Origin of the sequence: Bacteroides sp. 519, from assembly GCF_010500955.1 — a bacterium.
In the GTDB taxonomy this organism is placed as follows: Bacteria; Bacteroidota; Bacteroidia; order Bacteroidales; family Bacteroidaceae; genus Bacteroides.
Genome location: NZ_QVMJ01000023.1, coordinates 47,166 through 72,755 on the forward strand (window position 1 = coordinate 47,166; position 25,590 = coordinate 72,755).

Annotated in this window: 21 protein-coding genes; 10 read left to right on the plus strand and 11 right to left on the minus strand. The window is 36.9% G+C overall.

Annotation, left to right across the window (positions count from 1 at the left end; genetic code table 11):
* Positions 1-2: 2 nt before the first annotated feature.
* Complete coding sequence (locus D0T85_RS16915) at positions 3-1,778, minus strand: HSP90 family protein (RefSeq protein WP_163214710.1); 1,776 nt, start codon at positions 1,776-1,778, stop codon at positions 3-5.
* A 155-nt stretch (positions 1,779-1,933) separates the two neighbouring features.
* Complete coding sequence (locus D0T85_RS16920) at positions 1,934-4,348, minus strand: tetratricopeptide repeat protein (protein WP_163214711.1); 2,415 nt, start codon at positions 4,346-4,348, stop codon at positions 1,934-1,936.
* A 109-nt stretch (positions 4,349-4,457) separates the two neighbouring features.
* Between D0T85_RS16920 and D0T85_RS16925 the strand changes: the two genes are divergently transcribed.
* Positions 4,458-4,811 carry a hypothetical protein gene (locus tag D0T85_RS16925; protein ID WP_163214712.1) on the plus strand — a complete coding sequence of 118 codons (354 nt, stop codon included), beginning with the start codon at positions 4,458-4,460 and terminating at the stop codon, positions 4,809-4,811.
* Between the two features lie 22 nt (positions 4,812-4,833).
* Positions 4,834-5,598: a DUF1080 domain-containing protein gene (locus D0T85_RS16930; protein WP_163214713.1), complete on the plus strand. Its 765-nt coding sequence runs from the start codon at positions 4,834-4,836 to the stop codon at positions 5,596-5,598.
* A 112-nt stretch (positions 5,599-5,710) separates the two neighbouring features.
* Here D0T85_RS16930 and D0T85_RS16935 read toward each other — a convergent pair whose 3' ends face one another.
* The gene (locus D0T85_RS16935; RefSeq protein WP_163214714.1) at positions 5,711-6,238 is read right to left on the minus strand and encodes a DJ-1/PfpI family protein; all 528 of its coding nucleotides are present in this window, start codon (positions 6,236-6,238) and stop codon (positions 5,711-5,713) included.
* A gap of 216 nt (positions 6,239-6,454) precedes the next feature.
* Between D0T85_RS16935 and D0T85_RS16940 the strand changes: the two genes are divergently transcribed.
* Entirely contained in the window at positions 6,455-6,811 is a 357-nt protein-coding gene (locus tag D0T85_RS16940) for a helix-turn-helix domain-containing protein (RefSeq protein WP_163214715.1), read from the plus strand.
* Positions 6,812-6,916: 105 nt separating this feature from the next.
* Here D0T85_RS16940 and uxaC read toward each other — a convergent pair whose 3' ends face one another.
* Both uxaC and D0T85_RS16950 read right to left on the minus strand, forming a co-directional pair.
* Positions 6,917-8,323 (minus strand): glucuronate isomerase, encoded by a 1,407-nt coding sequence (gene uxaC / locus D0T85_RS16945; RefSeq protein ID WP_163214716.1) that lies wholly within the window; start codon positions 8,321-8,323, stop codon positions 6,917-6,919.
* A gap of 126 nt (positions 8,324-8,449) precedes the next feature.
* Positions 8,450-8,881 (minus strand): hypothetical protein, encoded by a 432-nt coding sequence (locus D0T85_RS16950; protein ID WP_163214717.1) that lies wholly within the window; start codon positions 8,879-8,881, stop codon positions 8,450-8,452.
* A gap of 736 nt (positions 8,882-9,617) precedes the next feature.
* On the opposite strand from D0T85_RS16950, the gene D0T85_RS16955 reads away from it, so the two are divergent.
* Entirely contained in the window at positions 9,618-10,025 is a 408-nt protein-coding gene (locus D0T85_RS16955) for a Fur family transcriptional regulator (RefSeq protein WP_163214718.1), read from the plus strand.
* A 96-nt stretch (positions 10,026-10,121) separates the two neighbouring features.
* Here D0T85_RS16955 and D0T85_RS16960 read toward each other — a convergent pair whose 3' ends face one another.
* From D0T85_RS16960 to D0T85_RS16975, 4 genes are all read right to left on the minus strand, one after another.
* Positions 10,122-12,308, minus strand: coding sequence for a tetratricopeptide repeat protein (locus D0T85_RS16960; RefSeq protein WP_163214719.1), 2,187 nt, complete (start codon positions 12,306-12,308; stop codon positions 10,122-10,124).
* A 58-nt stretch (positions 12,309-12,366) separates the two neighbouring features.
* Complete coding sequence (locus D0T85_RS16965; RefSeq protein ID WP_163214720.1) at positions 12,367-13,548, minus strand: DUF418 domain-containing protein; 1,182 nt, start codon at positions 13,546-13,548, stop codon at positions 12,367-12,369.
* A gap of 82 nt (positions 13,549-13,630) precedes the next feature.
* A complete protein-coding gene (locus tag D0T85_RS16970; RefSeq protein ID WP_163214721.1) occupies positions 13,631-14,548 on the minus strand; it encodes a glutaminase in 918 nt (305 codons plus the stop codon).
* 37 nt (positions 14,549-14,585) lie between these two features.
* The gene (locus tag D0T85_RS16975) at positions 14,586-15,440 is read right to left on the minus strand and encodes a GNAT family N-acetyltransferase (RefSeq protein WP_163214722.1); all 855 of its coding nucleotides are present in this window, start codon (positions 15,438-15,440) and stop codon (positions 14,586-14,588) included.
* 272 nt (positions 15,441-15,712) lie between these two features.
* On the opposite strand from D0T85_RS16975, the gene eco reads away from it, so the two are divergent.
* A complete protein-coding gene (gene eco, locus D0T85_RS16980) occupies positions 15,713-16,198 on the plus strand; it encodes a serine protease inhibitor ecotin (protein ID WP_163214723.1) in 486 nt (161 codons plus the stop codon).
* Positions 16,199-16,341: 143 nt separating this feature from the next.
* Here the strand turns inward: eco and D0T85_RS16985 are convergent, their stop codons facing one another.
* On the minus strand, positions 16,342-17,403 hold the full coding sequence (locus D0T85_RS16985) for a mechanosensitive ion channel family protein (protein WP_163214724.1): 1,062 nt from the start codon (positions 17,401-17,403) through the stop codon (positions 16,342-16,344).
* A gap of 234 nt (positions 17,404-17,637) precedes the next feature.
* Here D0T85_RS16985 and D0T85_RS16990 point away from each other — a divergent pair, with 234 nt between their 5' ends.
* Positions 17,638-19,230 carry a DUF3578 domain-containing protein gene (locus D0T85_RS16990; RefSeq protein ID WP_163214725.1) on the plus strand — a complete coding sequence of 531 codons (1,593 nt, stop codon included), beginning with the start codon at positions 17,638-17,640 and terminating at the stop codon, positions 19,228-19,230.
* Positions 19,230-21,485, plus strand: a complete 2,256-nt coding sequence (locus D0T85_RS16995) for a DUF2357 domain-containing protein (protein ID WP_163214726.1) — start codon at positions 19,230-19,232, stop codon at positions 21,483-21,485. Before D0T85_RS16990 ends, D0T85_RS16995 begins: the two co-directional genes overlap by 1 nt.
* Here D0T85_RS16995 and D0T85_RS17000 read toward each other — a convergent pair.
* A complete protein-coding gene (locus D0T85_RS17000; protein WP_163214727.1) occupies positions 21,482-22,387 on the minus strand; it encodes an AraC family transcriptional regulator in 906 nt (301 codons plus the stop codon). The genes D0T85_RS16995 and D0T85_RS17000 overlap by 4 nt on opposite strands.
* Before the next feature lie 215 nt (positions 22,388-22,602).
* On the opposite strand from D0T85_RS17000, the gene D0T85_RS17005 reads away from it, so the two are divergent.
* The 3 genes from D0T85_RS17005 to D0T85_RS17015 are packed head-to-tail and all read left to right on the plus strand — an operon-like array spanning position 22,603 to position 25,578.
* A complete protein-coding gene (locus tag D0T85_RS17005; protein ID WP_163214728.1) occupies positions 22,603-23,187 on the plus strand; it encodes a TetR/AcrR family transcriptional regulator in 585 nt (194 codons plus the stop codon).
* 15 nt (positions 23,188-23,202) lie between these two features.
* Positions 23,203-24,540 carry a TolC family protein gene (locus D0T85_RS17010; protein ID WP_239060757.1) on the plus strand — a complete coding sequence of 446 codons (1,338 nt, stop codon included), beginning with the start codon at positions 23,203-23,205 and terminating at the stop codon, positions 24,538-24,540.
* 21 nt (positions 24,541-24,561) lie between these two features.
* Complete coding sequence (locus D0T85_RS17015) at positions 24,562-25,578, plus strand: efflux RND transporter periplasmic adaptor subunit (RefSeq protein ID WP_163214729.1); 1,017 nt, start codon at positions 24,562-24,564, stop codon at positions 25,576-25,578.
* The last annotated feature ends 12 nt before the right edge of the window (positions 25,579-25,590 follow it).

Consider the following 25,590-nt stretch of genomic DNA (forward strand, 5'->3'; position numbering starts at 1 on the left):
TTTTAATTTTTATTGATTAATCCTAGGAAATCTTGCATTCCCATAACAATTAAGCGGTAAAGAGATTCGTTAAATAGGTTCATACCATCGTCGTTTACCGGATACTTGCCCAACAAAAGCGATTGTATGTATAATATGTTTACGATAGATTCAAAAACAACTACATCGTTTATTTCTGTAAGTTTCAGAATTAATTCATTGTTTGCATTCATGCAAAGTGTAGGGGTTGTTTTCTGAACTTTGGGCTTAAATGCACCTAGAACAGCATTCAACGGGTTATTTGCATTACTAGTATCCTGAGCAATTTTTTCGCTGGCAACGAATATAACCGGAGTATCTGCTGGGGTGAAATATTTTAATTTGCATATTACACCCATAGGCTTAAGCAGTACATTGCAGCGCTCTTCAAAGCTTCTGTATTCGGGATGTTGAGTATATGAAACCTCTTTAAAACTATTCAGAATAAACGAAGGAGAAATTTTCTCAATCTTAATATCGAATTGGCGGGTGGCTTTCTTTAGTAGTGCTTCATCAAAAGTGTAAGCAGCATTAATAACCAACATTCCCTGTGAAGAAGCGATTCGCCTGATTTGTTTAAAATCATCCAGTAATGGAGTATAATAAATATGGGTTTCGTTATTGCGGATACTCTTAAAGTTACGTGTTCCCTTGTTGGTTTCGAACGGAAGTGTATCCATAAATAAAGAAAACAATTCGTTATCTTCGGCTGCAATAGCTTTAATATACAGATAATGTATGTCTAATATTTTATTAAACAAATCGATATTACTGTGCAGAAGTCCCTTTAAATGATTCTTCAGGGCTGTACCTATTTCTTTAGACGCTTCACGAAGTTCTTCATTGTTAACCAATGATTCGCGCGAAGCGGTAGAGGAAAGGTTTTCCACATTCAATATACATTTCACAAAGAATGCCCAGGAAGGTAGCAAATTGCAATCGTCTTCACCCAAAAGCATTCTTTTTAAATATATTTTATGGGTTAACTTGCCCGAGAACTGTGTTCTGTAAGGTAGAATGTAAATAACCCCTGTTATTTTTCCCGCATTGGTTTTAATAGGGAAAGCATCCAGAAAAGAACTTTGGAATTCATCTCTACCGTACTTAAGTAAATCTTCTTTATTTGCATTGGGGTTGAGCCATACCGGGTTCTGTTCGTTGATTTGTTCACGTTCGGTTTCATTACTCAAAAAGATCGGGTAGGGTAGTGCTTTACCATAATAAGTGAGGTTGCGTTTAAATGTTTCGTATTCAAACAAATGTTTCCATTCACTTTTGGGTTTTAGTATTACCTTCGTTCCAATGGGGCGTTCATCATTAAGAGTAATTGTTTCATAGGTTCCATCGGCTTTGCCACACCATCTTATTGTTTCCTTGGTTATGGCCGAACGGGTTTCAAATATAATGTCGTTGCTAACCACAAAACAAGAAAGCAGGCCGATACCGAACCGGCCAATGAAGTCGGCCGATGAAAATGAATCCCGTTTAGAACTTTCTCCTATAACTGTAAGTACCTGATGTATATCGTTTTCTGTCAGCCCAATTCCATTATCGGTAAAACTCATTGTGCCATCACTATGTAAAATGACCTCTATGTTGCCCACAAAGTTTTCGTCCAGACTGCGAAAAGCAGTTATAGCATCGATACCATTTTGAAGTAATTCACGTACAAACGTGTTTGGGTTACTATAAATGTGCTCTGAGAGCAGTGATATCATACCTTTCAGGTTAACCTGAAACAAATGATTTTTATTCTCCATAATTGTTTTAGTTTTGAGTTTTGAGTAATGAGTTATGAGTAATGAGTCTTGAGTAATGAGTTTTGAGTTTTCCTGCGGCATCGCCAAACTCATAACTCAAAACTCATAACTCAAAACTCATAACTCAAAACTCATAACTCAAAACTCATTACTCATTACTTTCTACGTCTTCTTCCTGTTACCTTTTCTGCACCCTCATGTCCGTTATCGGCTGCTTGTTCAAAAAGTTCCATTGCTCTGTTTTCATCTACTTCAACACCATTACCAATCAAATAGCAATTGGCAAGTGTGTATTGTGCATTGGCATGATCGCTTTCGGCTGCCTGGGTAAGCAAAGTAATGGCCTCTTCGATATTCTGGGTACAACCTTCACCATTCAGAAGCATTTTACCTTTATAATATGTAGCAGAAATAATATTGTAGTTTGCTGCCTCATTAAACCAACGGAATGCTTCCTGAAGATTTTCTTTGATACCGAAACCATAATAATAGCAACGGCCGGCATTGTACATGCCTCGTGAATAACCATCCTCGGCGGCTTTCAGGTAGTATTTGAATCCTTCCGGTTCATTTTCTTCTACACCAATTCCGTACTCTAAGCATGCACCCAGTCCTTCGTTTACATATCCTTGCTCGGCGGCTTTCATATAATAGGGGTAGGCTTTTTCTTTTTCATCTATTCCGGCATAGTCCCATAGATAGTAGTCGCCAATTTCCATTAAAGCATACGGATATTCACTTTCGGCTGCTTTAGACATCCATTTGAATGACTCGGCTGTGTCATCGGGCACACCTTCCAGACCATATAAGTAATAGCATCCTACTTTGTATTGTGCATACGTATAATTTTGTTCGGCTGCTTTTAGCATATACTCAAGAGCTTTTTTACCATTCTCTTCTACACCGTAACCTTCTTCGTAGCATAAGGCCAGTTCGGTTAATCCTTTAGCTACATTGGCATCGGCAGCCATTTGCAGATAACGTATGGCTTCATCCGGATTCTCTTCTGTTCCAAATCCATGGCGATAACAACGGCCAAGTAAGAAATAGGCATAATGGTAACCATTTTCGGCAGCATCTTTTACTAATTCAAACATTTTAGCTGCGTCTTGTTCTACTCCTTCACCCTCTTCGTACATAAATGCCAGTTCTACTTTACAGTAAGAAGAACCCATCTTGGCACCCAGCGTATAGTATTCTAAGGCTTTTTCGTAATTCGGCTCTCCGGTTGCTCCCACACGGTGATAACGTCCGGCCATTTCGTAACCATACATATTGTTTAGTTCGGCGGCCTTTTCGTAGTATTCAAGAGCTGCTTTGTAATCGGATTCACCATTACTCAATAAACCCTCTTCATTTATAACTCCCAGGCGATAGGCTGAATAACCATCACCTAGCTCCAGCGCTTTATTGAAAAGTTCAACACTTTTTTCGATGTCTCTTTCTATAATGTCACCGGCATAATACATATATCCTTTGCAAGAGATGGCATCGGTGTAATTCATTTCAATGGCTTCATCAAGATAGGCCAATCCTTTTTCTACATCTTTATATTCGTCATTATAAAGATGAAGATAAGCAAGCTGATAGGTGCTGTATGGATCGTAATACAGATATGCTTTTCGAAGCCAGTTGATGCCACGCTCATTATCCTGCCATTCTTGTCCGGACTGGTGGTAGCAATAAAAAAGACTTCGTGCAACTTCGGGTCTTCCATAACAGAATGCCTGTTCCATAAGTTTTAAGCCTTCCAGATTGTTTCCTTTGTTGTACTGGAAGAATCCAAGATGCATTGCCGAGAATCCTGAGCAGTTGTTAGCTAGTACTTTTTCGAAATACGCTGCCGATTCTTCGAGTTTGTCCTCTAATTTAAGGAATAATGCTTTCTGTTCGTAAGCCATCTGTAGAATAATGTCGTCAACATTGTTGGCCAAAAGTTCATCGATGATTGCTTGGGCTTCGTTGTGCTTTCCTTGCGATGAGAGTATATAATTTTTATATACTGCGGCTTTCTGTTTGTAAAAAGGAGTAGTTACACTATCCATCAGTTGGCTTCCCCTTTCTTTATCGGGTTCGCCACAGAAGCCTATACAAAGATTATAACCAAGTAGTACTTTTGCATTCTCACTGCCCCGATCAACAGCTTCTTCCAGTAACTTTAAAAGCATGGGGCGATCTTTGTAATTACGGCGGGGATTGAAACGTTGCAATGCTTTTTCAATAAGTGCTTCGCACGAACTGGGTGCAAACTTATCAAATAATAAGTTTATTTTTTCCCAGAAGAATTTATAATCTTCATCGTTGAGGCCTACAGCTGCATTATAATCGTATCCTTTGAAAATCCTTTTAAAGAAATTTTCTGTTTCTTTAGGATCGAATCCGCTTTCAACCGCAATTTCCAAAACCGCAAAGGCTTTGAACCATTCGGCTGGTTGTAGCAATGATTGGTGTGTAAATGATGCAAAAGTTTCTGAAGATAAGGAAAGGTTTTTTTGTGCTGAATGGAATATTTCTGCATAAAATTCTTCTAAACTTTGACTCTCTCTTAAAAATGTCTCAATTAGTTCCATAGCAATTCTATTTCTGTTGTGTAATATTTGTCGCTAAATTATAATTAAATTTGGATATAGCGAAGTAAATGTGTTTTATATTCATCAACATTTAGTATTTTTGCTGGCAATGAAGATTCTAAATGTGATATTTTACAATTACATGCTTTGGTTCAGGAAGGTTGTTGTACACGAACATAGCATTGTTCCCAGTGCTTTCATGGTGTTAGGAATTGTTATATTATTGCCTTTATGTGTTGCTATGGACAATTTTATAGAAATTAGTAATAACGATGAACGCGCAAAGTATATATTGGGACTAAGTATTTTGATTTATGCTACCTTGTATTTCTTATTGTTATTTAAAGGCAAAGCACAAATAATATTAAAATCTAAACCCAGATTATTTAATAGCTACATACTATCGGCAACTGTTACTTTTTTAATAACAGTGTTATCGGTTTGCAGCGTTTTATGGACCTGATCAACATTATAAACTTTATACCATGAAAACAAAACTTACACTTTTAGCTATTGTACTTTTAGCTATCTCTTGTACAAACAAAGTAGAAAAAGAAGAATGGATACCTCTATTTAATGGTGAGAATCTGGATGGATGGACTGTGAAGATCAGAAATTATCCGGTAGGCGAGAACTTTGGAAATACTTTCCGTGTGGAAGATGGATTGTTGAAAGTTCGATATGATGCTTACGATGAGTTTAATGATTGTTTTGGCCATATCTATACAAACGAAGTTTTTTCTAGTTACAAATTAAGAGTTGAATATCGTTTTCTTGGCGAACAGGTAAAAGGTGCTGCCGGATGGGCTTATCGCAACAATGGGGTAATGTTTCACTCGCAATCGGCAGAAAGCATACATCTTAATCAGGATTTTCCAGTATCTATTGAAGCACAATTGTTAGGAGGCGATGGCAGTGGCGACCGTCCTACAGGCAGTGTGTGTACTCCGGGTACAGAAGTTTATATTGATAATAAGCCATATAAAGCACATTGTTATGAGTCAAATAGCAAAACATACGATGGTGACCAGTGGGTAAACTTCGAACTGGTTGTTTATGGCGATAGCTTGGTTCACCACATTGTGGAAGGAGATACGGTACTTACATATACTAATCTTACTGTAGGCGGAGGAAATGTGAGTCCAACACCGGATATTCCTTTCGGGCCGCTTAAGAAAGGACATATTGCATTACAGTCGGAAAGTCATCCAACGGATTTCCGCAAGATTGAAATATTAAAACTGGATTGATTTTTAATTTAGACACGGATGACGCGGATTGCACGGATTAAGAAACAGATAAATGTATTTAATTAAAATCCGTGTATGAAAATCCGTGTAATCCGCGTCATCCGTGTCTAAATTATTTTAAAACGTCTAGTATTTTGGGCATCATAGTCCAAATGGTATTTTCTGTTTGAGCGGTATAAAGATTACCATCAATTTCAAAATTCTCGTCGGTAGCAATTCCATTTTGAATAGCAGCTTTGGCCAGTGGATGTAGTGCAACCTTTTTACTTTCGGTTAATCCGGCCATTTCGAATATCATGGCAGCTGCACAATGACCAATCATTAATTTACCCTTTTCGCCAAAGGTTTTAATAACCATCATCATATCCTGGTTGTATTGCTTTTCAATGTTCTCACCAAATTTAGGAATTGCATCTCCGCAGCTAAAAACAAGTGCATCGTATTCGTCTTCGTGCCCTTTCAGGTTTGCAATAACATCGTCGGCAAACATTGTGATTCCCGAGTTGGTTTTTATTTCCTTCGAATCTGCAACAGCAAATACTTTGTAAGGAATACCATTTTCAAAAAACGCTTCCAGATACTGGAACAATCCAAACCCATTTACTGGGTTTACAGCTAAAATAGCAACTTTCTTTGCCATAATTTAAGTTTTTAAGTTTGTAAGTTTTTGAGTTTTTAAGGTGCATTTAAGAACTTATGAACTAAGAAGCTCAAAAACTTAAAAACTCAATAGTTATTTTTAGTAAGTTTATTACTTTTGTATTGCAAAGGTAGAATTTAGGTATCAGAAAAGCAAGAACGAACCTGTGAGTAAGATACTTACATAAAGATAACTATTATTGATTGACAGATAGATATGAGCGAAAAAAACTTTCAGAATTTTTATCCCAACGGTGTTTGTCCGGTGAGGGATATAATGTGTAGATTCGGAGATAAGTGGTCGACATTGGTTTTAATCACTCTTTATGTGAATGGAACAATGCGTTTCAGTGATATTCATAAAACAATTTCGGATGTGTCGCAACGTATGCTTACTGTAACATTGAGAACATTGGAGGCAGATGGCTTAGTTGGCCGGAAAGTATATGCAGAAGTTCCTCCACGGGTAGAGTATTGCCTAACATCTTTGGGCGAAAGTCTAATCCCTCATATTCAAGGATTAGTGGATTGGGCTGTTGAGAATATGCCAGCGATAATGGAGAATAGGAGGTAAAGTGAGGTATCGCTTCGCTAGGAGATAAAGGAGGTAAAGTTAATAAAGTATCCGCATGGCATCTTTACCTCCTCTACCTCCTTTACCTCACTCTACCTCCTTTTACTAAAACTTAAAGAAGTTCTTAGCATTATTGTAACTGATATCTTCAACCATCTGATTGATTCTATCCATTTCGGAAGCAGGAAGTTCTCCGTTTTCAATATCGCGACCGATAAGGTTACACAATGTTCTGCGGAAATACTCATGTCGTGGGTATGATAGGAACGAACGAGAGTCTGTTAACATTCCTACAAAACGGCTTAACAGGCCAAGAACAGAAAGTGCATTCATTTGTTTTTCCATACCATCTTTCTGATCCAGGAACCACCAACCCGATCCGAACTGTATTTTACCTGCAATTGTGCCATCCTGGAAATTACCAATCATGGTAGCAATCATTTCATTAGCACAAGGATTCAGGTTGTAAAGAATGGTTTTAGTCAGTTTGTTGGCCGAGTTCAGTTTATCGAAGAACTTAGACATAGCTTTCGCTGTGTTAAACTCTCCAATAGAATCGAATCCGGTGTCAGCACCTAACAACTTGAACATCTTTGTGTTGTTGTTACGAATAGCACCATAATGAAACTGTTGTGTCCATCCTTTTTCGTAATCCAATTCGCCAAATACAATAAGCATTGCCGATTTGAATTTAAGGATTTCTTCTTTAGTCAATTCGCTACCACCATATACTTTATTAAATATAGCATTGATTTCGGCATCGGTATAATCTTCTGCATAGAACTCTTCAATACCATGATCGGATAGACGACAGCCTTGTTCGGCAAAGAAATCATGTCTTTTGCGTAAAGCATCAACCAGATCATTGAAATTAGAGATTGTTACTCCGCTAACTTGCGATAGCTTCTCTATGTATGCACGGAAGTCAGCAGGCACCTCAACAGCCATTGCTTTGTCGGGACGCCATGTGGGCAACATCTTTATTTCAAATCCACTTTCGCGTGTTTTGATATGATATTCAAGTGAGTCGATAGGATCGTCGGTAGTACAAACAACTTCAACACGGTAACGACGCATCATACCACGGGCCGAGTATTGGGCAGTGGCAAGCTTTTCATTACACTCATCATAAATCTCTCTGGCTGTTTTGGGACTCAATATTTTATTGATGCCAAAAGCAGTTTTTAGTTCCAGGTGTGTCCAGTGATAAAGTGGGTTACGCATGGTGTATGGTACGGTTTCAGCCCATTTCTCAAACTTTTCCCAGTCGGAAGTATCATTGCCGGTACAGTATTTTTCATCAATTCCGTTTGTACGCATGGCACGCCATTTATAATGGTCACCCCCCAACCATATTTCTGTTAGTGATTTAAACTGGTGGTCGTCGGCTACCATTTGTGGTATTAAGTGACAATGATAGTCGATAATTGGCATCTTAGCCGCATGTTCGTGATATAACTTTTGTGCAGTTTCTGATTGCAGCAAAAAGTTTTCGTCCATAAATTGTTTCATAAATATAATAGTGTTTTTAGGTACCGTTATCGCACACAAAGATATTAATCTTATGTTTCCGGACAAAATTATTTGTGTGGATGTTTAGTTTTTATGGTTATTAAACATTTGGCGATGTACCTAATACTAGCAATATTCAAATTCCGGACTTATAATTTTAAAGCGGAATTCATAGAATTCATAATAAGAAAATTCTGGTTCGGATATTATATTCCCATTAGATAACTTCCATCCTTTTTGTGGCAGTTTCTGAAATAAATAATGTTCATGTTGTTCTCTGTAGAAACATTTTTGATATTTTTCATTTAGCAGAGTAATTAAGCAAATTGTATCCGATTTACATAATGATAAATAGCATTCAGTAGCAATCTCTTTATAGTAATACTGAGATACCAAAATATTAGCATCTATTTTACCTAAACGAATTTTGAAAGAATGAAAGGTTAAATTAAATGTTTCTTTCAGTAAGTGGAATTCTGTTTGCAATCTCATTTGTTTCACTTCAGGATATGTAAGTTTATATCCCGGTTCAAACTCTTCAATTTCTATGGTTCTCATTTTTTGGGGAAGATAATAGAATCTGCACTTATGGCTCTCTGAAGTGCTATTATAAAAAAGAAGTGTGAGCCAACTTACTTATCCTCTGAAGAGGCTCTGGACTGCCCAAGGTATGGATAAATAAATCGCTCACACCTAACAGGTATATATTGATGGTATATATACGAGAGGTGGAGCATTCACTTTATTCCTATACCTTCGAAATTGTCCAGATTCCTTCAGATAGAATAAGCTAAACGCTTCTTAAATAATATGTCTGTTACATTTTGTAACGCTGCAAATATAAAAAAATGTTTGGTAAATACTGCTCTTCTAACCTATATTTTTATTATAATGAATCCTCTACGGGGATTTGTGTTTGTTTGTTTTGTTTTTCTATTGATATGAATAGAAGTAAAAAAAACACCCAACAAGAATCCGTTTGTTTACTTATTTTCCGCATGCATAAAACAGTAAAAACGGAAATTTACCTTAGCTTACCCTCGTTATACGCGCTGTAGAGCCGATTTTATTGTTCGTTTTCAAAATGCTGCATTTTGCATTGATGAAATGCTGCATTTCGTTCGATCAAAATGCTGCATTTCGAAAGTGTGAAATGCAGCATTTTGAAATCGCGTTTTGCAGCATAAAAAAGAGTAGTGATTTATGAATGAATGAAAGTTTACAGAAACAAAAACTCAGTGTTTCTTTGTTCTATAACTTTTTTGTAATTTTGTAGAAACATATTCAATATAATATGGACGAATACGAAAAAAGACTGGAATATCGTGGCATACGCGTAACTGCTGTACGTTTGTTGATTTTAAAGGAGATGCTTACTTTTTCAAGGGCATTTAGTTTGGCTGATATAGAGGAGAGGTTAGATACAGTAGATAAGTCTACTATATTCCGGACAATATCTTTATTTCACGAAAAACTACTGATTCACAGTATAGATGATGGATCTGGCTCAATGAAATACTCTGTTTGCAGTGAGGATTGTATGTGTGCTTTGAATGATCTGCATGTACATTTCTTCTGTACAAAATGTAAGAGAACGTATTGTTTAGAAAGTATTCATATTCCTAAAGTACAGTTGCCGCCAGGATTTTTATTGGAAAATGTGAATTTTGTGTTGAAAGGGCTTTGCGGAGATTGTAGTTAGTAGATAGTAGCTAGTAGTTAGTAGCTAGTAGTTAGTAGCGATGCCGCATGGATTCTACTAGCTACTAACTACTATCTACTATCTACTATCTACTAATTACAGTAAATCCAACATTAATGGAATATCATCCTTTTTGATTCCTTGTTGTATTAATACGGACCTGTCTTTATTAAACATGGTAATAAATAGTTGGTGTCCATGTATGGCTTCTATTGATTTAGTATATAATTCAATTGTTTTTTCCATATTGCCCATAACCCATGCTACATGTCCGGCATTCATATAATCGGATGCTTGAGGCTTGTGTTTTAGAATCTTCTTATAGTATTTTTCGGCCTGTTCCAGTTTACCACTTATAAACGAGCACCATGCAATGGCTCGCCAGGTTTTCATAGAGGTGGGGTCTATAAAATCGAGTTTAAAGAAATAGTTTAATGCTTCATCGTCTTTGCCAAGTTCGGCCAGGCAACTACCAATATTAAATAAAAGCGATTTGTTTTCAGGTTCAATTTCTTCAATCTTTTTATAGTACTCTAAAGCTTTTTCGAATTGCCTGCTTGAGCGGTAACAAGTAGCCAAGTGTTTGTTGGTCCATATATTATCCGGTTTCATCATGTCTGCACGGAGGTAGGCCGAAATAGCTTGTTCGTATTTCTTTTCTTTTTGCATACAATATCCTATTTTTTGATAGAGTTCTGCATCATCGCCTATCAAACCAATAAGTTTGGTATATATATCTGCCGCAGCCGAATAATATTCTTTGCGGAAATAATAATCGGCCAGATTACGTAAATAATGAGGCTTTTCGAGTATGGGTTTCAGAATATCGTAAGTATGTAACCGCAGAGGTTCATTAAAGATATCATGAAATTCATGACGACGTGGATATAGTTTGAAGAAACGATAAAGATTATGAATGTATTGATTGCTTACAATGTCGTCGCGCTCGTTCAGCTTCTTCATTTCGGCAGACTTATGTTCATCCATTACCATATTCATTTGCTGGTCGGATAGTTGTGCTGCCATAGCATCACGTTGCATTTTAGGAAGATGCATTATTGTAAAGCACATCGAATATTTATCACTGTCGCAAAAGAAACCAGATCCCAGAATTAATTCCAGAATGGAATTATCGTTTGCATTACCCAGTTCTTTAACTACAGATGAGTGTGCTTTGTCGAAAGGATAGAACCAGTTAGAGATATTCTTGAAAAAAGGATAGTTCTTTAACTGCGAGAAAGTACTCATATACACATCAGCCCCTTCCATTTGTAACTCGCTCATTTCGCGTAGTTTATCGCCCAAAGCAGAGTTTTCAATATTGAAGGCCCAATCGGGGTTATGATCGTTTGCTTCATCATCATTATCGTCAAAATCAAGCTTCATCCGACTGATGTTTGCGCTTTTTATCATTTCAGGAATTATTTCTTCCCGCATTTTTTTATCGATTTTCACCGTTTCCTGACTCCGGATCATTTGTATTTGTATACGACTCAATGCTTCGGCAAAACGTGGGTCTTCATTCATCATGGATAAGCGTGCAACGATTTCCGGATATAGGTGTAAGCGTTGGTGATATATCTGAAGTGCAAATACCAAACCTACCATTGCCCGTTGGTTAACAAGCGCAGACGAATGTGCACATGCACTAAACAGCCAGAATAGTTTTCGTACATCGAAACATTCCATAATACTCAATGTCACAGCACTGACAAACAGGCATAAATCGTAAACAGGTATTAATACAGATTTCAGTGCTTCGTATGCTTCTTCTTCATCAATTGGTTTCCATGCACTGTTTGTCCAGATAAGGAGAAAAAGATTTTGTTGCGCTTCTTCATGACGTTTACGCACCTCATCGCCCTTGTTGGGATTATCTTGCAATAAATTGGCTACAGCTATCTCTTCTGTATAGCTTTCCATCTCCATTAATAATGATTTGATGGAATAGGAGGGAAGCATCGACAGCTGATTGCGCATACTGTAGTAATAACGGGTAGATACAGGCATGGCTTTTCCAATGCGCGACTGATCTGCTACGTTTAATGCATCTGCTAAAAGCTTGGTGTGTAGTTTGTTACGTTCAGGGTCGGTAATGTTTTGCCGCATATATTGCAACATGTATTCGTAAGAAGTTCTGATTCTTTCCAGTTCACTGTATAGTGTCCAGTCGGAGCCTCCCTGCAAATATATCTCCAACTCTGCAAGTGCATCTTTCAGTCGTTGCTGATATATTAGTCTAACTATATTTCGGTATTGTTCGTTAAATACAGCTTCGTTCATAATCTTGAGTTTTTGAGTTTTAAGTTTTTGAGTTTCTTAGGTCTCAAAAACTTAAAACTTAATTTTTATTTATCCAGGTGAGTTTTCTCCATATTCCCTCGAATGGGCCATGTTTGAATTTACTTAACCACCAGGAGCAGAATGCCATTTGTAGCAATACAAAAATGATGCCGAAAATAAAACTGTAGGTAATTCCTAAATAACGACCTAATTCAAATCCCCAATGGTAGAAGAATAAGGAACCGATAATTGACTGACCTATGTAGTTGGTAAGACTTAGTTTTCCGTAAGGTGCAAAGCGCATCAGGAAAGTACGGTCTTTTACCCGATAAAAGGTGATCAATAATGCAGTAACAAGAACTACCATGAATGACAGGTTTCGTGTTGATACAAGAATTACTTTCAATGGGGCAAGTATTGCTTTTGTCGAAACAAATTCAGGAAGCATATTGTTGAGCCCATATAATGGGAAAAAACACAGCAATGCTATCCCAAGGGTTTTGAACCACAAATGTTCATTTTGTTCACTGTATAAGAACCAGCCTTTACGCCCAACTATCATGCCAAACAGAAATAATCCGGCAGTTTGGGTAAGGCGACCATGTTCCAATGCATACGCCATATTTGCCATTTGGCCTGTCCATAAATTCATTTTCACAGTTTCCCAAAAAGTACCTGAGCTTTGTACAACAAATGCTTCGCGGAAATATTTGCCAGCAAGGTTGGTTGCCGGTTCGTAAGCCGGATTAATGAGTGCATAAATAAGTTTTATCCAGTCTACCGGTTGTAGTATTAAAATGATGGCTGTAATAATAACCACTTTATTACTAGCCCTGCAAAAGATGGGCAGAATGATACCTATCATTGCATACATGGTCAGAATCTCGCCTGTGAAAAATGCAGCATTGAACTGGCCTATTATAAAAAGAAGAACTAAACGCCATAAAAAACGTAAGCGGAAGTCTTTTCCTCGTCGACGTTGGTTATCGTCTTGTATGTAAAAGCTGAAACCAAACAGAAGTGCAAACACAGCATAGGCTTTTCCGCTAAAAGTAAAAAATAAACCGTCCCAAATGGCTTTATCTGTAAACTTCATCCATTCAAAAGGTACTTCTTCGGGAAAAGAATAAAAGTTAAAGTGTTCAATGCTATGTAAAATGATAATGCCCATTACGGCAAGCCCTCTTAGCACATCGGCAACATCGACGCGCGCATTGGTTTCAGCGAGTTTATTGTCCATTATTAATAAAAAGTATTTGTTATATGTATAATTAATGTCTTCTGCTTCAAATTTAACAATTCTGATTGGATTGAGGAAATAATTAAAAAATACTCACCTCGGTTTTAGTGGTCAGAAGTTCCAGCGCTTTCATGCCCATAACAGAATTTCCTTTTTTATTGAGTCGCGGACTCCATACTGCTACCGAATATTTACGTGGGCAAATAGCAGCAATTCCACCACCTACACCGCTTTTACCAGGTAGTCCTACCCGGTACGAAAATTCGCCTGCTTCATCATAAAAGCCACAAGTTTGCATTATAGCGTTGATACGTTTTACTTGCGAAGCCGTTAGTGTTATTTTATCAAACTTGAAAGGTTGTGTATGGTTAGAAAACGGTATAAATGCTTGTGCCAGTTCACGGCACGACATACCCAACGAACATTGCCTGAAATAGAAACGTAACACCCGTTCAATATCATTCTGAATATTGCTGTGGTATTTCAGCATGTTAGCTATGGCAGCATTTAAATATCCATGTTCTCTTTCAGAAACTGCCATGCTCTCGTTGTATTTTATCTGTTTATTTCCTCCACAAAGTTGGCGTACAAATTGAAGGTATTCTTCTTCAGGATGTTCAAGATGGGAGAGGAGTATGTCTGCAACAACCAATGCCCCCGCATTGATAAGCGGATTACGTGGAATTCCTTTTTCAATTTCCAACTGGATAACAGAGTTAAAAGCACTTCCCGATGGTTCAACACCAATACGTTTCCACAAAGTTTCGCCTTCCAGACAAAAGCCCATGGCCAACGAAAATACTTTGGATATACTTTGAATAGAAAACCTTTCATCGCTATCGCCCATAACATACTCGGCACCCCGGATGGTTCGAAGACAAATACCATAACTATCAGGATTAACTTTTTGAAGTTCAGGGATATAGCTTGCTGGTTCACCAACGTTGCTATATGGTTTAATCTCCTGATATATTTCGTTTAAAATTTGCGTGTAATTCATATAAAGTAGATTTTGTCTTCTCGTATTCTTGCCATTGTTAATTGCTCTTTAATTGTAAATGCAATATAGGGAAGGGCTTGCCTGTACCATCAACAGCATCGCGCAATGTAACTTCAAAACCCAGGTGCAAGTAAAATCCAACAGCTTGCTCATTCTGCTCATTTACATCCACTGTATTTACTCTTTTCTTTTCAATAGCATAGTTAACAAGGAATTTTCCCAATCCTTTTCCACGTTGGTCGGGGTGTATAAAAAGCATTTCAAGGTGTGTACCATCTATCCCCATGAAAGCAACAATACGGTTTGTACAGTCTTTAATACATACCAGATCTACACTGTATAAAGCTTGGTTTCTGCCTATTTCTTTGAAAAAAGAAATATCTTCTTCTTTAAGGAAAGTATGGGTTGCACGTACAGAGGCTTCCCAAACATTAATGATTTCATCAAAATCGGATTCGGTGGGATGGTACAGGTCGTTTCCTTTTTGGCATTCGGTATAAACATCTACAAACCATTTTGGAAAAGCAATAGGTCGGTTCTTCTCAATACTGTAAAAGCCACCAGTTTGTTTTCCGCGACAATGTAAAGTGTCTTTGGTTCCTATTTCCAATGTTATTTCCCATTTGGTGTGGCCAAGGTTTGAAAACCATGCTTTACCATAAACAGTATCCATAATGGTAAGTGGCTTTTTGTATTCTACCTCAGTTTTCATTAATATGGGAGATTTCTTTTCTTCCATCATATCCTGATAAGGATAATATTTATCAAGGAGAAGATGTCGTAAATCTTCAAACCATTTTACATACACAATGTTGCTTACAATGCCCATAGCATCAATTTCATAAGCTTTTATGTGGAATGTGTTTTCAACACACATAGGCTTTTTTTCCATTTTCTTTCAGGTTTTCAGTTTAACTTGCACAAAGATAAAAAAATAACAAATACCATAGCAATGTCAACAGCCTTGATGAAAACGTTTAAGGTGAGTTTCAAACAGAGAGAATCTAAATTACATAATTTAATTAAAAATTTTAGTTAAATTTTATCTCTTAAATGCAATATTCCCATAATCCTGTATTTATAACATTATAACACTCCTGATAAACAAAACATTCAAATTAAATGTTATTCTATCAGTTGATTATTAATTATAAAAAAGCAATTATGAAACATTTATTAAAAATTATGCTAGCTGCATCAGTTCTTTTATCATTAACTATTCCCGTAAATGCACAAAAAGTGAAAAAATTAAACGAAGAACAAACAAAAACTCTTTCTGCTTTTCCCGAAGCTACTTCTGGAATGGTAAGACATGTTATTTTCCTTAATAAAAAATCAAACGAAGATCTTTTTAAGGTTGAAATTATGCCTGGAAAAGTAATGAATGTAGATTGTAACCGTCATTCTCTGATGGGAAAACTCGAAGAAAAAGATCTTCAGGGATGGGGTTATACTTATTTTGAATTTACTTCAAATGGCCAAACACGTTCTACAATGATGGCATGTAATAAGCCTAACGAAGATAGATTTATTTATGGACAGACTCAGTTGGTAAGATATAACAGCAAACTTCCTATTGTAGTTTATGCACCTGCCGGATATGAAATTAAATACAGAATCTGGAAAGCAGGAAAAGAAATGAATTTTTAGAGGCGAGGCGTGAAGGCGTAAAAGCGCGAAAGGATGAAGGCGCGAAAGCGCGAAAGCGTAAAGGCACGAAAGGATAAAAAATATACCTTTCGTGCCTTTTACATTTTCCCTTCGCGCTTTCATCCCTTCGCGCTTTCGCGCCTTTATGCTTTCGCGCCTTCAATATATAACGTTTGAGATGGGAAAGCAAAATTCAATCCGGCATCATTAAATGAACGAAGAATTTCCATATTTACATTCGATTTTACTTTACCAATATCACCTTTCTTCTCAATAAAATAAATAAAGGTAATAACCAGAGCCGAATCTGTAAAGTCAGTAAAATTGGCAACAATATTCTTAGGAGACACATATTGAATCTTGGTTGGTATGTCTCTAAGTATTTCCATTGCATTACTCATAGCATCGGGTTTTGTATCATAAGTTAATCCGATATTCATAACCACTCTTCTCATAGGTTCGGCGGTAATATTTACAATAGAAGCATCGGCTATTTTATAATTAGGAAAGGTAATGAGTCTTTTATCGTAGTTTCTCATTTTAGTACTGCGTATACCAACATCCACAATTGTACCTTCATAACTATCTATTTTTATTGTATCACCAATATTAAAAGGTCTGTCGGTTAATATGGTAAATGCACCAAACACGTTTTTAATAGTATCTTGCGCAGCCAATGCAAAAGCAATACCACCAATACCCAGTGTACCCAGTAATGCACTGATATTTACTCCCACATTACTTAATGCCATAACAATACCAACAATCCATACTATAACCAGAAGAGTGCGCCGTACAACAGGCATCATTTTACTCGAAAACCGTTGTGCCCTGTTGGTACCATCGGCATTGTCGGTCCAATATACTTCGAGCAAACTATTCACTAAACGGGCTAAAAACCAAGTTACATTCAGTACAATTAATATCCTGTAAGCCGAGTCTACCGCTTTCACAAAATTATCCGGATATGCCAAACGGTGCAATGCAATCCATATCCCAATAAGCATTATCCCAAACAAAAGTGGCGATTCTATAGCTTCGTAAGTTACATCATCCAGCTTGTTCTTTGTTTTTTGGGTATAAGGCTTTATAACTTTCTTATTGAATAAAGAAATAAGTCTAGTAACAACTATTGCCCCTAAAACAATAAGAATAGAAATACCCCAGTTTTCGATGGTATTTCCCCATACTTCTTTTTCTAACATCTTAGTGTGATTTGTGTAATTAATAAATCCAATAAAAACTCTCTATTCTTATTCAGGAGTTAAAGAAGTTATCACTTCGCTAACTCCTTCCACTCTTGAATATAATATTAACTTAAAAAGAGAGTTTTTTGTTCGTTATTGCATTTCAAGGCAAAGGTAATTTAAAATAAAGATATTTTTTATTAAAGTTTTTCTCTTTATCTTTGCTACAACATATTCAGTTAATAATTTTTCATGGATAATTTCTTTCCTGTAATCGAAAAATTCCTTAATCAAGCCAGTGAGGGTAATAGCTTTAACATTAAAAGTTATCCCAAACAATTTAATGATTTACAAGTTAAAGTAAGCTTAGGAAAAGGACCTTATAACCAGATACCATGTATAGCTTTCCTAGCCGAAGGCGAAACAACTAACCGTGGAATTTATCCGGGACTTCTGTATTTCAATAATTTGAATCTGCTGATATTATCTTATATCAGCAGTGAAGATACAATGTCAAATCTTCGTTGGGAACTTCCAAACAACATTCAAACCATCAGGGCATATTTTCAATTAAATGGACTGGGCATACCCGCACGTTATGCCGAATCGTTTGTTTATAAGGTGTATAGTCCTATCTCCGAAATAGAACCGGAAATTATTAACAAAGACCTTGATGATATTCTATATGAATATAAAAAAATGATGAGTCGTTCGGTGAACGAGAAAGCAATTGAAATACAAATAACAGAACCGTTTATTCTTGATAAAACCAGGGATATACAATCAACAGGACTAATTTTTGGCAAAAATTTATTGTACAGATATGCTGTTTCATTGTTAACCAAGCCATTTGTTATTCTTAGCGGGCTATCTGGTTCGGGGAAAACACAACTGGCTCTAACTTTTGCCAAATGGTTAAGTAAGGACGAAAGCCAGGTGAAAATTATATCTGTAGGTGCCGACTGGAATAACCGTGAATATTTACTGGGATATCCTAATGCCTTGGAGTATGGCAAATATATAAAACCGGAAAACGGAGTGCTCGATTTTATTATGGAAGCAAATGCAAACCCAATTAAACCTTACTTCCTGATTTTGGACGAAATGAACCTAAGTTATGTAGAGAGATATTTTGCTGATTTTCTTAGTGCAATGGAATCTCACGAAGATATACCTCTTCATCCCGACACCAATGAGTGGACAGGGTGCGATGTTCCGGCCAGCATAAAACTTCCTCCTAACCTTTATATTACAGGCACAATTAATGTAGATGAAACCACATATATGTTCAGCCCAAAGGTTTTAGATAGAGCAAATGTTATTGAATTCCGCATTACCGAAAACGAAATGAAGGAATATCTAACTCATTGTACACCTTTGAATCCTGACAATATTAAATATAAGGGAGCAAATATGGGGCGAGATTTTATCATGATAAGTCAGGATAAAGAGTTTGAAAACAGCAAACAAATTAATGAAACATTGCTGTCTTTCTTTATCCATCTGAAATCTGCCGGAGCAGAATTTGGTTATCGTACGGCCTCCGAGATATACCGTTTTATATCTGTAACCCGTAAATTGCATACCGGATGGAGCGATAATGAACTGATAGATATTGCTGTAATGCAAAGAATGCTTCCTAAACTGCATGGATCACGCAAAAAAATGCAACCTGTACTAACTGCATTATGGGATCTTTGTATTGCCAGCACTGGTCTCATCATGATTGAGAACGAAGATATTTCTATCGACCACCGCTTCCGCTATCCTATATCGGCTGAGAAAATCCGTAGGATGTATATAAACGCACGCGATAACGGATTCACAAGTTATGCCGAAGCATAATGAATGAACTCTACCAGATATCAGTTCCACTGGAAGGAAATACTTCTATTGCTCTAACCATTTATGCCAATAAACCCGGCATATTGTTCGAAATTGATAAAGAAGAAGCTTTTGAAAATGGCGAATCCCGTTTTCAGTTAGTTGAAGGTTCGAGCTATGAATATCTTCTTCCTCCCGGATACAAACTAGAAAAATCAGAAATCATTCGTCCATCGGGCATTGACCCTTGCCAGGGACGCATAATTACAAATATTTATGTAGGCTCGCTCGATATTAATGTATGGTATCAGCAAAAGATAGTAGGTTTTGTTACCCTGGAAATCCGTTCGGTTAAAGCTAAATACAGAACCGATTACCGACAAATGTTGCAGGACATCACAACAAAATGTACCGATTTACTTTTGCAACAATCTTCACTCGTAACCCAAACCTTTACCGCAGATATAAACAAAGACCCTCAAACAATTTATCAACGATTCGCTTTTGTTGAATCGATAATTCGTTCGGATCAATTTATTGATTCACTGTATAAAATAAACTCCATGCCTGCCAAACGATGGAGAACAATAGAAAGGCATACAAACATTTGCAACATACGTAGGGCTAATAATTCTGTAATCCGGCAAATAGCAAGTACTAACAGTCGTACACCTATTTGCTCCAATCGTTCATTGAGTAATCGTTTTCCATCATTACCCAATAAAGTGAATGTGGTTGATAAAACAGAAACTACCGATATTCCGGAAAATCGTTTTGTAAAATATGTGCTCGAAACATTTATGCAGTTTTGTCTTTCGGTTTATCGGCATCCAAAAGCAGGGAACAGGTTGAAGCGGGATGCATTAGCGAGCTCCGATTTTTTGGAACGCTACTTATCGCTGCCTGTATTCAGGGATATTTCCCATCTCAACATGATTCCTTTAAACAGTCCGGTACTGCAACGCAAAGAGGGATATAGAGAGATTTTACAATCTTATTTAATGTTCGATATGGCTGCCAGTCTTATCTGGCAAGGTGGAGATGATGTATATAAAGGTGGGAAACGTGATGTGGCTGCTTTGTATGAATACTGGTTATTCTTCAAACTACTTGATTTGATGGAAGAAGTATTTGGTATAAAACCACGTTCGGTGAATGATATTATTGAATCGGGATACAAAAACGGCAAACATTTGTTAGAACTCAAGCTAAAACAAGGACATCTTAAAATGATTGCCGGAACCTTCGTTGCCGAAAACAGGAAATTGCATATTGAGTTCTGCTACAATCGTACCTTCTCTAGTTCAACTCCCTACCCACAGGGAGGTAGCTGGACCAGAAACATGCGACCGGATTACACTCTATCCATCTGGCCCGAAGGGATATCGCAAACAGAGGCAGAAGAACACGAAACGATTGCTCATATACATTTCGATGCCAAATATAAAATAGATAATTTCCAATCTCTGTTTCAGGATATAGACCTGAATGAAGAAAAGCAGGAACAAGCCAAAGGAAATTATAAACGGGCCGACTTATTAAAAATGCATGCCTACAAAGATGCCATCCGCCGAACTGTGGGAGCTTATATTCTTTACCCAGGCAACGGAAAGCAAACGTTCCAGAGTTTCCATGAGTTATTACCCGGTTTGGGTGCTTTTGCTGTTTCTCCTTCCAATAGTCCCACAGCACTAAAAGCTTTTCTGCATGATATAGTGCAGCATTTCCTGAACAGAGCTTCTCAACGTGAGCTTTATTCAATTCGAACATATAACACATTTCGCGAAACTCCCGGTCCAATACTGAAAGAGCCATTACCCGATAAATATGGTATGGAACATCCGCAAACTACCTATGTTTTAGTAGGGTATTATAAAGATAATGCTCACCTGGAATGGATACTCAAAAACAAGATTTATAATACTCGCACCGATAATGACAGAGGATCGCTAAAATTATCCCACGAAACCACAACTGCAAAGTATTTATTACTTCATGGAAAAGGGAGTACGCAAACCAATCTTATTTTCCGGTTAACTTCGGGCGGACCTCAGGTAATCTCCAAAGAACGATTGAAAAAGTTAAATTATCCATTTAGCAACATAAAACCTTATTATATAAGCTTCTCATTAGAGTCTTCTCTATCTGTTTGTTCTGGGTTTGGGAATATACAATGGGATGTAAGCATGCTTTCCGGATATCAAACCGGAAGAGGTTCTGCCTTACCTTTCACTGTAACTGTAGAAGAACTTATGCAGGGAAAATATAACAGCTAACTGATTTCTCTCCTGTATTCTACAGGAGATTTACCAGTATGCTTTTTAAAGAACTTTCCAAATGCCGACTGATCGGAAAAATTCATTTTATCGGCTATATATTGTACTGTATTATCGGGCTTTCTTAATAAGATTTTAGCTTCAGCTATCCGGGCTTTATTAATCCAGTCCATTGCAGTTTGGCCGCTAAGTGATTTTACTGTACGAGATAAGTACACAGGAGTCACACACAATTCTGTTGAATAGTCTGATACTTCATGCCACTCCAAACATTTTTCGGCTAACAGTTGCATAAAACGTACAGCAAGATCTTCAATATGACTAATTTCGAAATTAACTCCACTCAACTCAATCCGTTTCATTCCAAAGTTGGAAGATTCCATCACAAAGTTTCTTACTTCATTCAATATTATACTTTTATGGAAAAAATGATCTTTCCTACGGATATTGTTTCTTAAACGTTCAACAATGTCAACCAATAAATGAAAGTCTGCACTATCAAGTTTTATAATAGGTTCATAACGTTTGCTTAACGCATACTCCTTAGGAATAACAACAGTTTCTTCAAACAAATAATTCAATATCTTTTTACCGAAAATAATATGATATCCTCTAAAATCATGAGAAGCCTGAAATCCATTCATCACATGAAGGGTAGAGCGCTCCAATAACATTTGCTGAGTTAACGTATATGGCATATAATCCATTGTTACAGATAATTCACCTTTACAAACTAACATGGATGATGCAGCCTCAAAACGTAAAGGGAATATATCCTGCCCAGAAGGCGTAATCTGGCTACCCAATATTTCCATAACAATAATCTGGTTATCGTAATTTTCTTCAGGCTTAACCACCTCAATAAATTCCTGCAAATCAAAACTTCTTACTTCTTCTTCCATAATAATACGGTTTGATCGCTTCAAATATATAGATTATCCACTGAAATTCAAAATGGAACACCAAGTGTTAAATACAAACCAATTCATTAGGTGTATTATGTTTTTGGTCAAAAGTGAACCAATTGATGTTTAAAACGAGCCTGAAACCCATCCAGTTTTCTTGTCATCTTTGCATAAGTGATAAGCAAAATATCAATCCAAATAAACCGAATGTTATGTACAGAGAATTAATATTGAAAACCACCATCAACTTATACGCCCATTATGGAATACGTGGTGTAAGCATGGGACAAGTAGCAGGAGCGTTACGAATATCTAAAAAGACATTGTATGCAGAATTCGGTAGCAAGGAACAGTTACTTTGCGATTGTATGGATTACGAAGAAAAAAGAGTAAGCAAAATTCTGGCAAATACAGAAAGTGGAAACAAGAATCCGGTTGAAACTATAGTTATGATTACATCTAATTTATTTCAATATAAATTGTACTTCTGTCCGGCCTACCATAAAGATATACTTAGATTTAAAAAGGCTGTTGCAAAGCTGGATACAACGTATCAAAAAATAGCAAACAAATATTATCAATACCTTGAAAAAGGAAAACAGGATGGTTATTTTCTTCCAGATAATGAATACAGTACAATTGCCTCGATACTTGTTGAACTACTTAAGCAGAGTGAAGACAACAAGCATATACTACTATTTACTTTCTTACGCGGACTGTGTACGGATAAAGGTGTCCATGCTATAGATGAAGTTACGCCGGAAAGTTTACGAAATAAAATATATAACTATAACTAAAAAGTCACCCTAAGTATGTCACAAAGAAGAATGAAAGCATATACATTCATATGCATGCTAACTATGTTAACTCCTGCACTTCACGCAGATATAAATGTTCAGGATACTTTATATCTGAACCTCAATCAGGCTCTGGAGATTGCTCTTAGTGAAAATTTAACAATAAAAGTAGCCGACCGTGAAATTACCAAGCAGGAATATGCAAAGAAAGGAACCTATGCTTCTCTTTTTCCACAAATTGATTTCTCTGGTTCTTATCAGCGTACAATCGAAAAACAAACCATGTACATGGATGTGGAAGGAATGTCGGGCGGATTAAAAGTTGGACGGGATAATCTTTACTCGGTTGGCTTTACTGCAAGTATACCTGTTATTTCGGTACCATTATGGAAAAGTTTGAAAATATCAGCTTATGATGTAGAACTGTCTATCGAAAAAGCCCGGTCGTCTCGTATTGAAATGATTGATCAGGTACAACAAGCTTTTTATAGTGTTCTATTGGCACGAGATGCCTATGTGGTATTTAAACAAGCTTATGATAATGCAGTGTACAACTACAACGAAATTGAACGGAAGTACGAACAAGGATTACTTGCCGAGTATGATTTAATACGTGCAAATGTGAACGTAAAAAATGCAGAACCTACTATGTACGATGCCGAGAACTCATTGATTCTTGCCAACTGGCATCTGAAAGCCTTAATAGGCCTTGATCTTACAATGGATATTAAATGTGTGGGTTCTTTATCGGAGTACGATGATTTGATTCTTTCAGACTATATCCGCACAACCATGTCGTTAGAAGGAAATAGTGATTTAAGGCAATTAGATTTGCAATACAAACAATTGAAAAAAGTGGAGCAAATGCAAAAAGCACAATACTATCCTTCGTTGGCATTGCAATTTAGCTATATGTGGAATTCTATGAATAATGATTTCAAATTTAAAGATTATAACTGGGATCCATATTCGGTAGTGGGTGTATCTCTTACTATTCCTATCTTTTCGGGAGGTAAAAAATATACGGATGTGAAACAAACACGCATATCCATGAAGCAATTGGAAGATCAAAGATTAAATACCGAACGGCAACTTAATGTTGCAGCCAAACAGTATAAAGATCAGATGAGTACTTGCATCAAGCAATATCAGGCAGCCACTGCCGGAGTAGAACAGGCAGAAAAGAGTTACGCTATTACAATAAAGCGATATGAAACCGGCGAAGGCACAATGCTCGAAATTAATGATGCTCAACTGTCATTAACTCAATCTCAACTCAACCTTAACCAATCTATATATAATTATCTGGTTGCTAAATCCGGACTGGAAAGAACACTGGGTACTAATTTCTAAACATTAAAAAACAAAGATATTATGAATGCTAAAAAACTATCAGGAATTTATCCGCTTATAGCTATGTTGCTATTAACCGGTTGCAATCAAAACAAACCTCTTCCTGAAACGATACAAGAAAAAGTAAAGGTACAGGTAAAACAAGTAACTGCTCGTGAAGTAGACCAGATGGGTACATTTACCGGAACTATTGAAGCCGAAATTACTAACAATATAGCTCCTCAGAATCCTGCTCGTATTAAAAAGGTGTATGTGGAAGTTGGTGATAATGTAAGAGCCGGACAAATGTTGGCCGAAATGGATGCTGTGAACCTCAATCAAATTAAATTGCAAATGGAAAACGACCGCATTGAATTTGAACGTGTTGATGAGTTGTATAAGGTTGGCGGCATATCCAAATCAACATGGGATGCCAAGAAAATGGCTTATGAACTATCTAAATCATCCTATGATAATTTACAAGAAAACACCATTCTTACAAGTCCTATTAGCGGGTTGGTAACCAAACGTTACTACGACAGTGGTGATATGTATAACGGTGGTACTCCCATTTATGTGGTTGAACAAACCAAGCCGGTAAAATTAATGGTAAATGTATCGGAAATGCTCTACACACAGGTTAAAAAGGGTATGGAAGTAGATATTATACTAGATGTTTTCGGCGATGAAGTTTTTACTGGATTTGTAAAAGTAATACACCCATCCATTGATCCGGGTACCCGCACATTTGCTGTAGAAATTCAGATAAACAATGCCGATGGCAGAATTATTCCGGGAATGTTTGCACGGGTAACTTTTAACTACGGAACGGCATATCGTGTACTTGCACCCGACAGGGCTATTATTAAGCAAAGTGGTTCGGCCGATAGGTATGTATATGTTTATAAAGATGGTACTGTATATTACAGAAAAGTAACTCTGGGTCAACTAATTGGCGATGAATACGAAATTATAGAAGGCCTGCAAGAAGGTGAAACTGTAGCTATCACAGCTTTAAACAGGCTTACAAGTGGAGCTGAAATTGAGGTAGTAAATTAAAACTAAAACATT

Bases quoted from the DNA above. Each gene is read 5' to 3' on its own strand.
- D0T85_RS16915 (WP_163214710.1), bottom strand. From the start codon at position 1,778: ATGGAGAATAAAAATCATTTGTTTCAGGTTAACCTGAAAGGTATGATA.
- D0T85_RS16920 (WP_163214711.1), bottom strand. From the start codon at position 4,348: ATGGAACTAATTGAGACATTTTTAAGAGAGAGTCAAAGTTTAGAAGAA.
- D0T85_RS16925 (WP_163214712.1), top strand. From the start codon at position 4,458: ATGAAGATTCTAAATGTGATATTTTACAATTACATGCTTTGGTTCAGG.
- D0T85_RS16930 (WP_163214713.1), top strand. From the start codon at position 4,834: ATGAAAACAAAACTTACACTTTTAGCTATTGTACTTTTAGCTATCTCT.
- D0T85_RS16935 (WP_163214714.1), bottom strand. From the start codon at position 6,238: ATGGCAAAGAAAGTTGCTATTTTAGCTGTAAACCCAGTAAATGGGTTT.
- D0T85_RS16940 (WP_163214715.1), top strand. From the start codon at position 6,455: ATGAGCGAAAAAAACTTTCAGAATTTTTATCCCAACGGTGTTTGTCCG.
- uxaC (WP_163214716.1), bottom strand. From the start codon at position 8,323: ATGAAACAATTTATGGACGAAAACTTTTTGCTGCAATCAGAAACTGCA.
- D0T85_RS16950 (WP_163214717.1), bottom strand. From the start codon at position 8,881: ATGAGAACCATAGAAATTGAAGAGTTTGAACCGGGATATAAACTTACA.
- D0T85_RS16955 (WP_163214718.1), top strand. From the start codon at position 9,618: ATGGACGAATACGAAAAAAGACTGGAATATCGTGGCATACGCGTAACT.
- D0T85_RS16960 (WP_163214719.1), bottom strand. From the start codon at position 12,308: ATGAACGAAGCTGTATTTAACGAACAATACCGAAATATAGTTAGACTA.
- D0T85_RS16965 (WP_163214720.1), bottom strand. From the start codon at position 13,548: ATGGACAATAAACTCGCTGAAACCAATGCGCGCGTCGATGTTGCCGAT.
- D0T85_RS16970 (WP_163214721.1), bottom strand. From the start codon at position 14,548: ATGAATTACACGCAAATTTTAAACGAAATATATCAGGAGATTAAACCA.
- D0T85_RS16975 (WP_163214722.1), bottom strand. From the start codon at position 15,440: ATGGAAAAAAAGCCTATGTGTGTTGAAAACACATTCCACATAAAAGCT.
- eco (WP_163214723.1), top strand. From the start codon at position 15,713: ATGAAACATTTATTAAAAATTATGCTAGCTGCATCAGTTCTTTTATCA.
- D0T85_RS16985 (WP_163214724.1), bottom strand. From the start codon at position 17,403: ATGTTAGAAAAAGAAGTATGGGGAAATACCATCGAAAACTGGGGTATT.
- D0T85_RS16990 (WP_163214725.1), top strand. From the start codon at position 17,638: ATGGATAATTTCTTTCCTGTAATCGAAAAATTCCTTAATCAAGCCAGT.
- D0T85_RS16995 (WP_163214726.1), top strand. From the start codon at position 19,230: ATGAATGAACTCTACCAGATATCAGTTCCACTGGAAGGAAATACTTCT.
- D0T85_RS17000 (WP_163214727.1), bottom strand. From the start codon at position 22,387: ATGGAAGAAGAAGTAAGAAGTTTTGATTTGCAGGAATTTATTGAGGTG.
- D0T85_RS17005 (WP_163214728.1), top strand. From the start codon at position 22,603: ATGTACAGAGAATTAATATTGAAAACCACCATCAACTTATACGCCCAT.
- D0T85_RS17010 (WP_239060757.1), top strand. From the start codon at position 23,203: ATGTCACAAAGAAGAATGAAAGCATATACATTCATATGCATGCTAACT.
- D0T85_RS17015 (WP_163214729.1), top strand. From the start codon at position 24,562: ATGAATGCTAAAAAACTATCAGGAATTTATCCGCTTATAGCTATGTTG.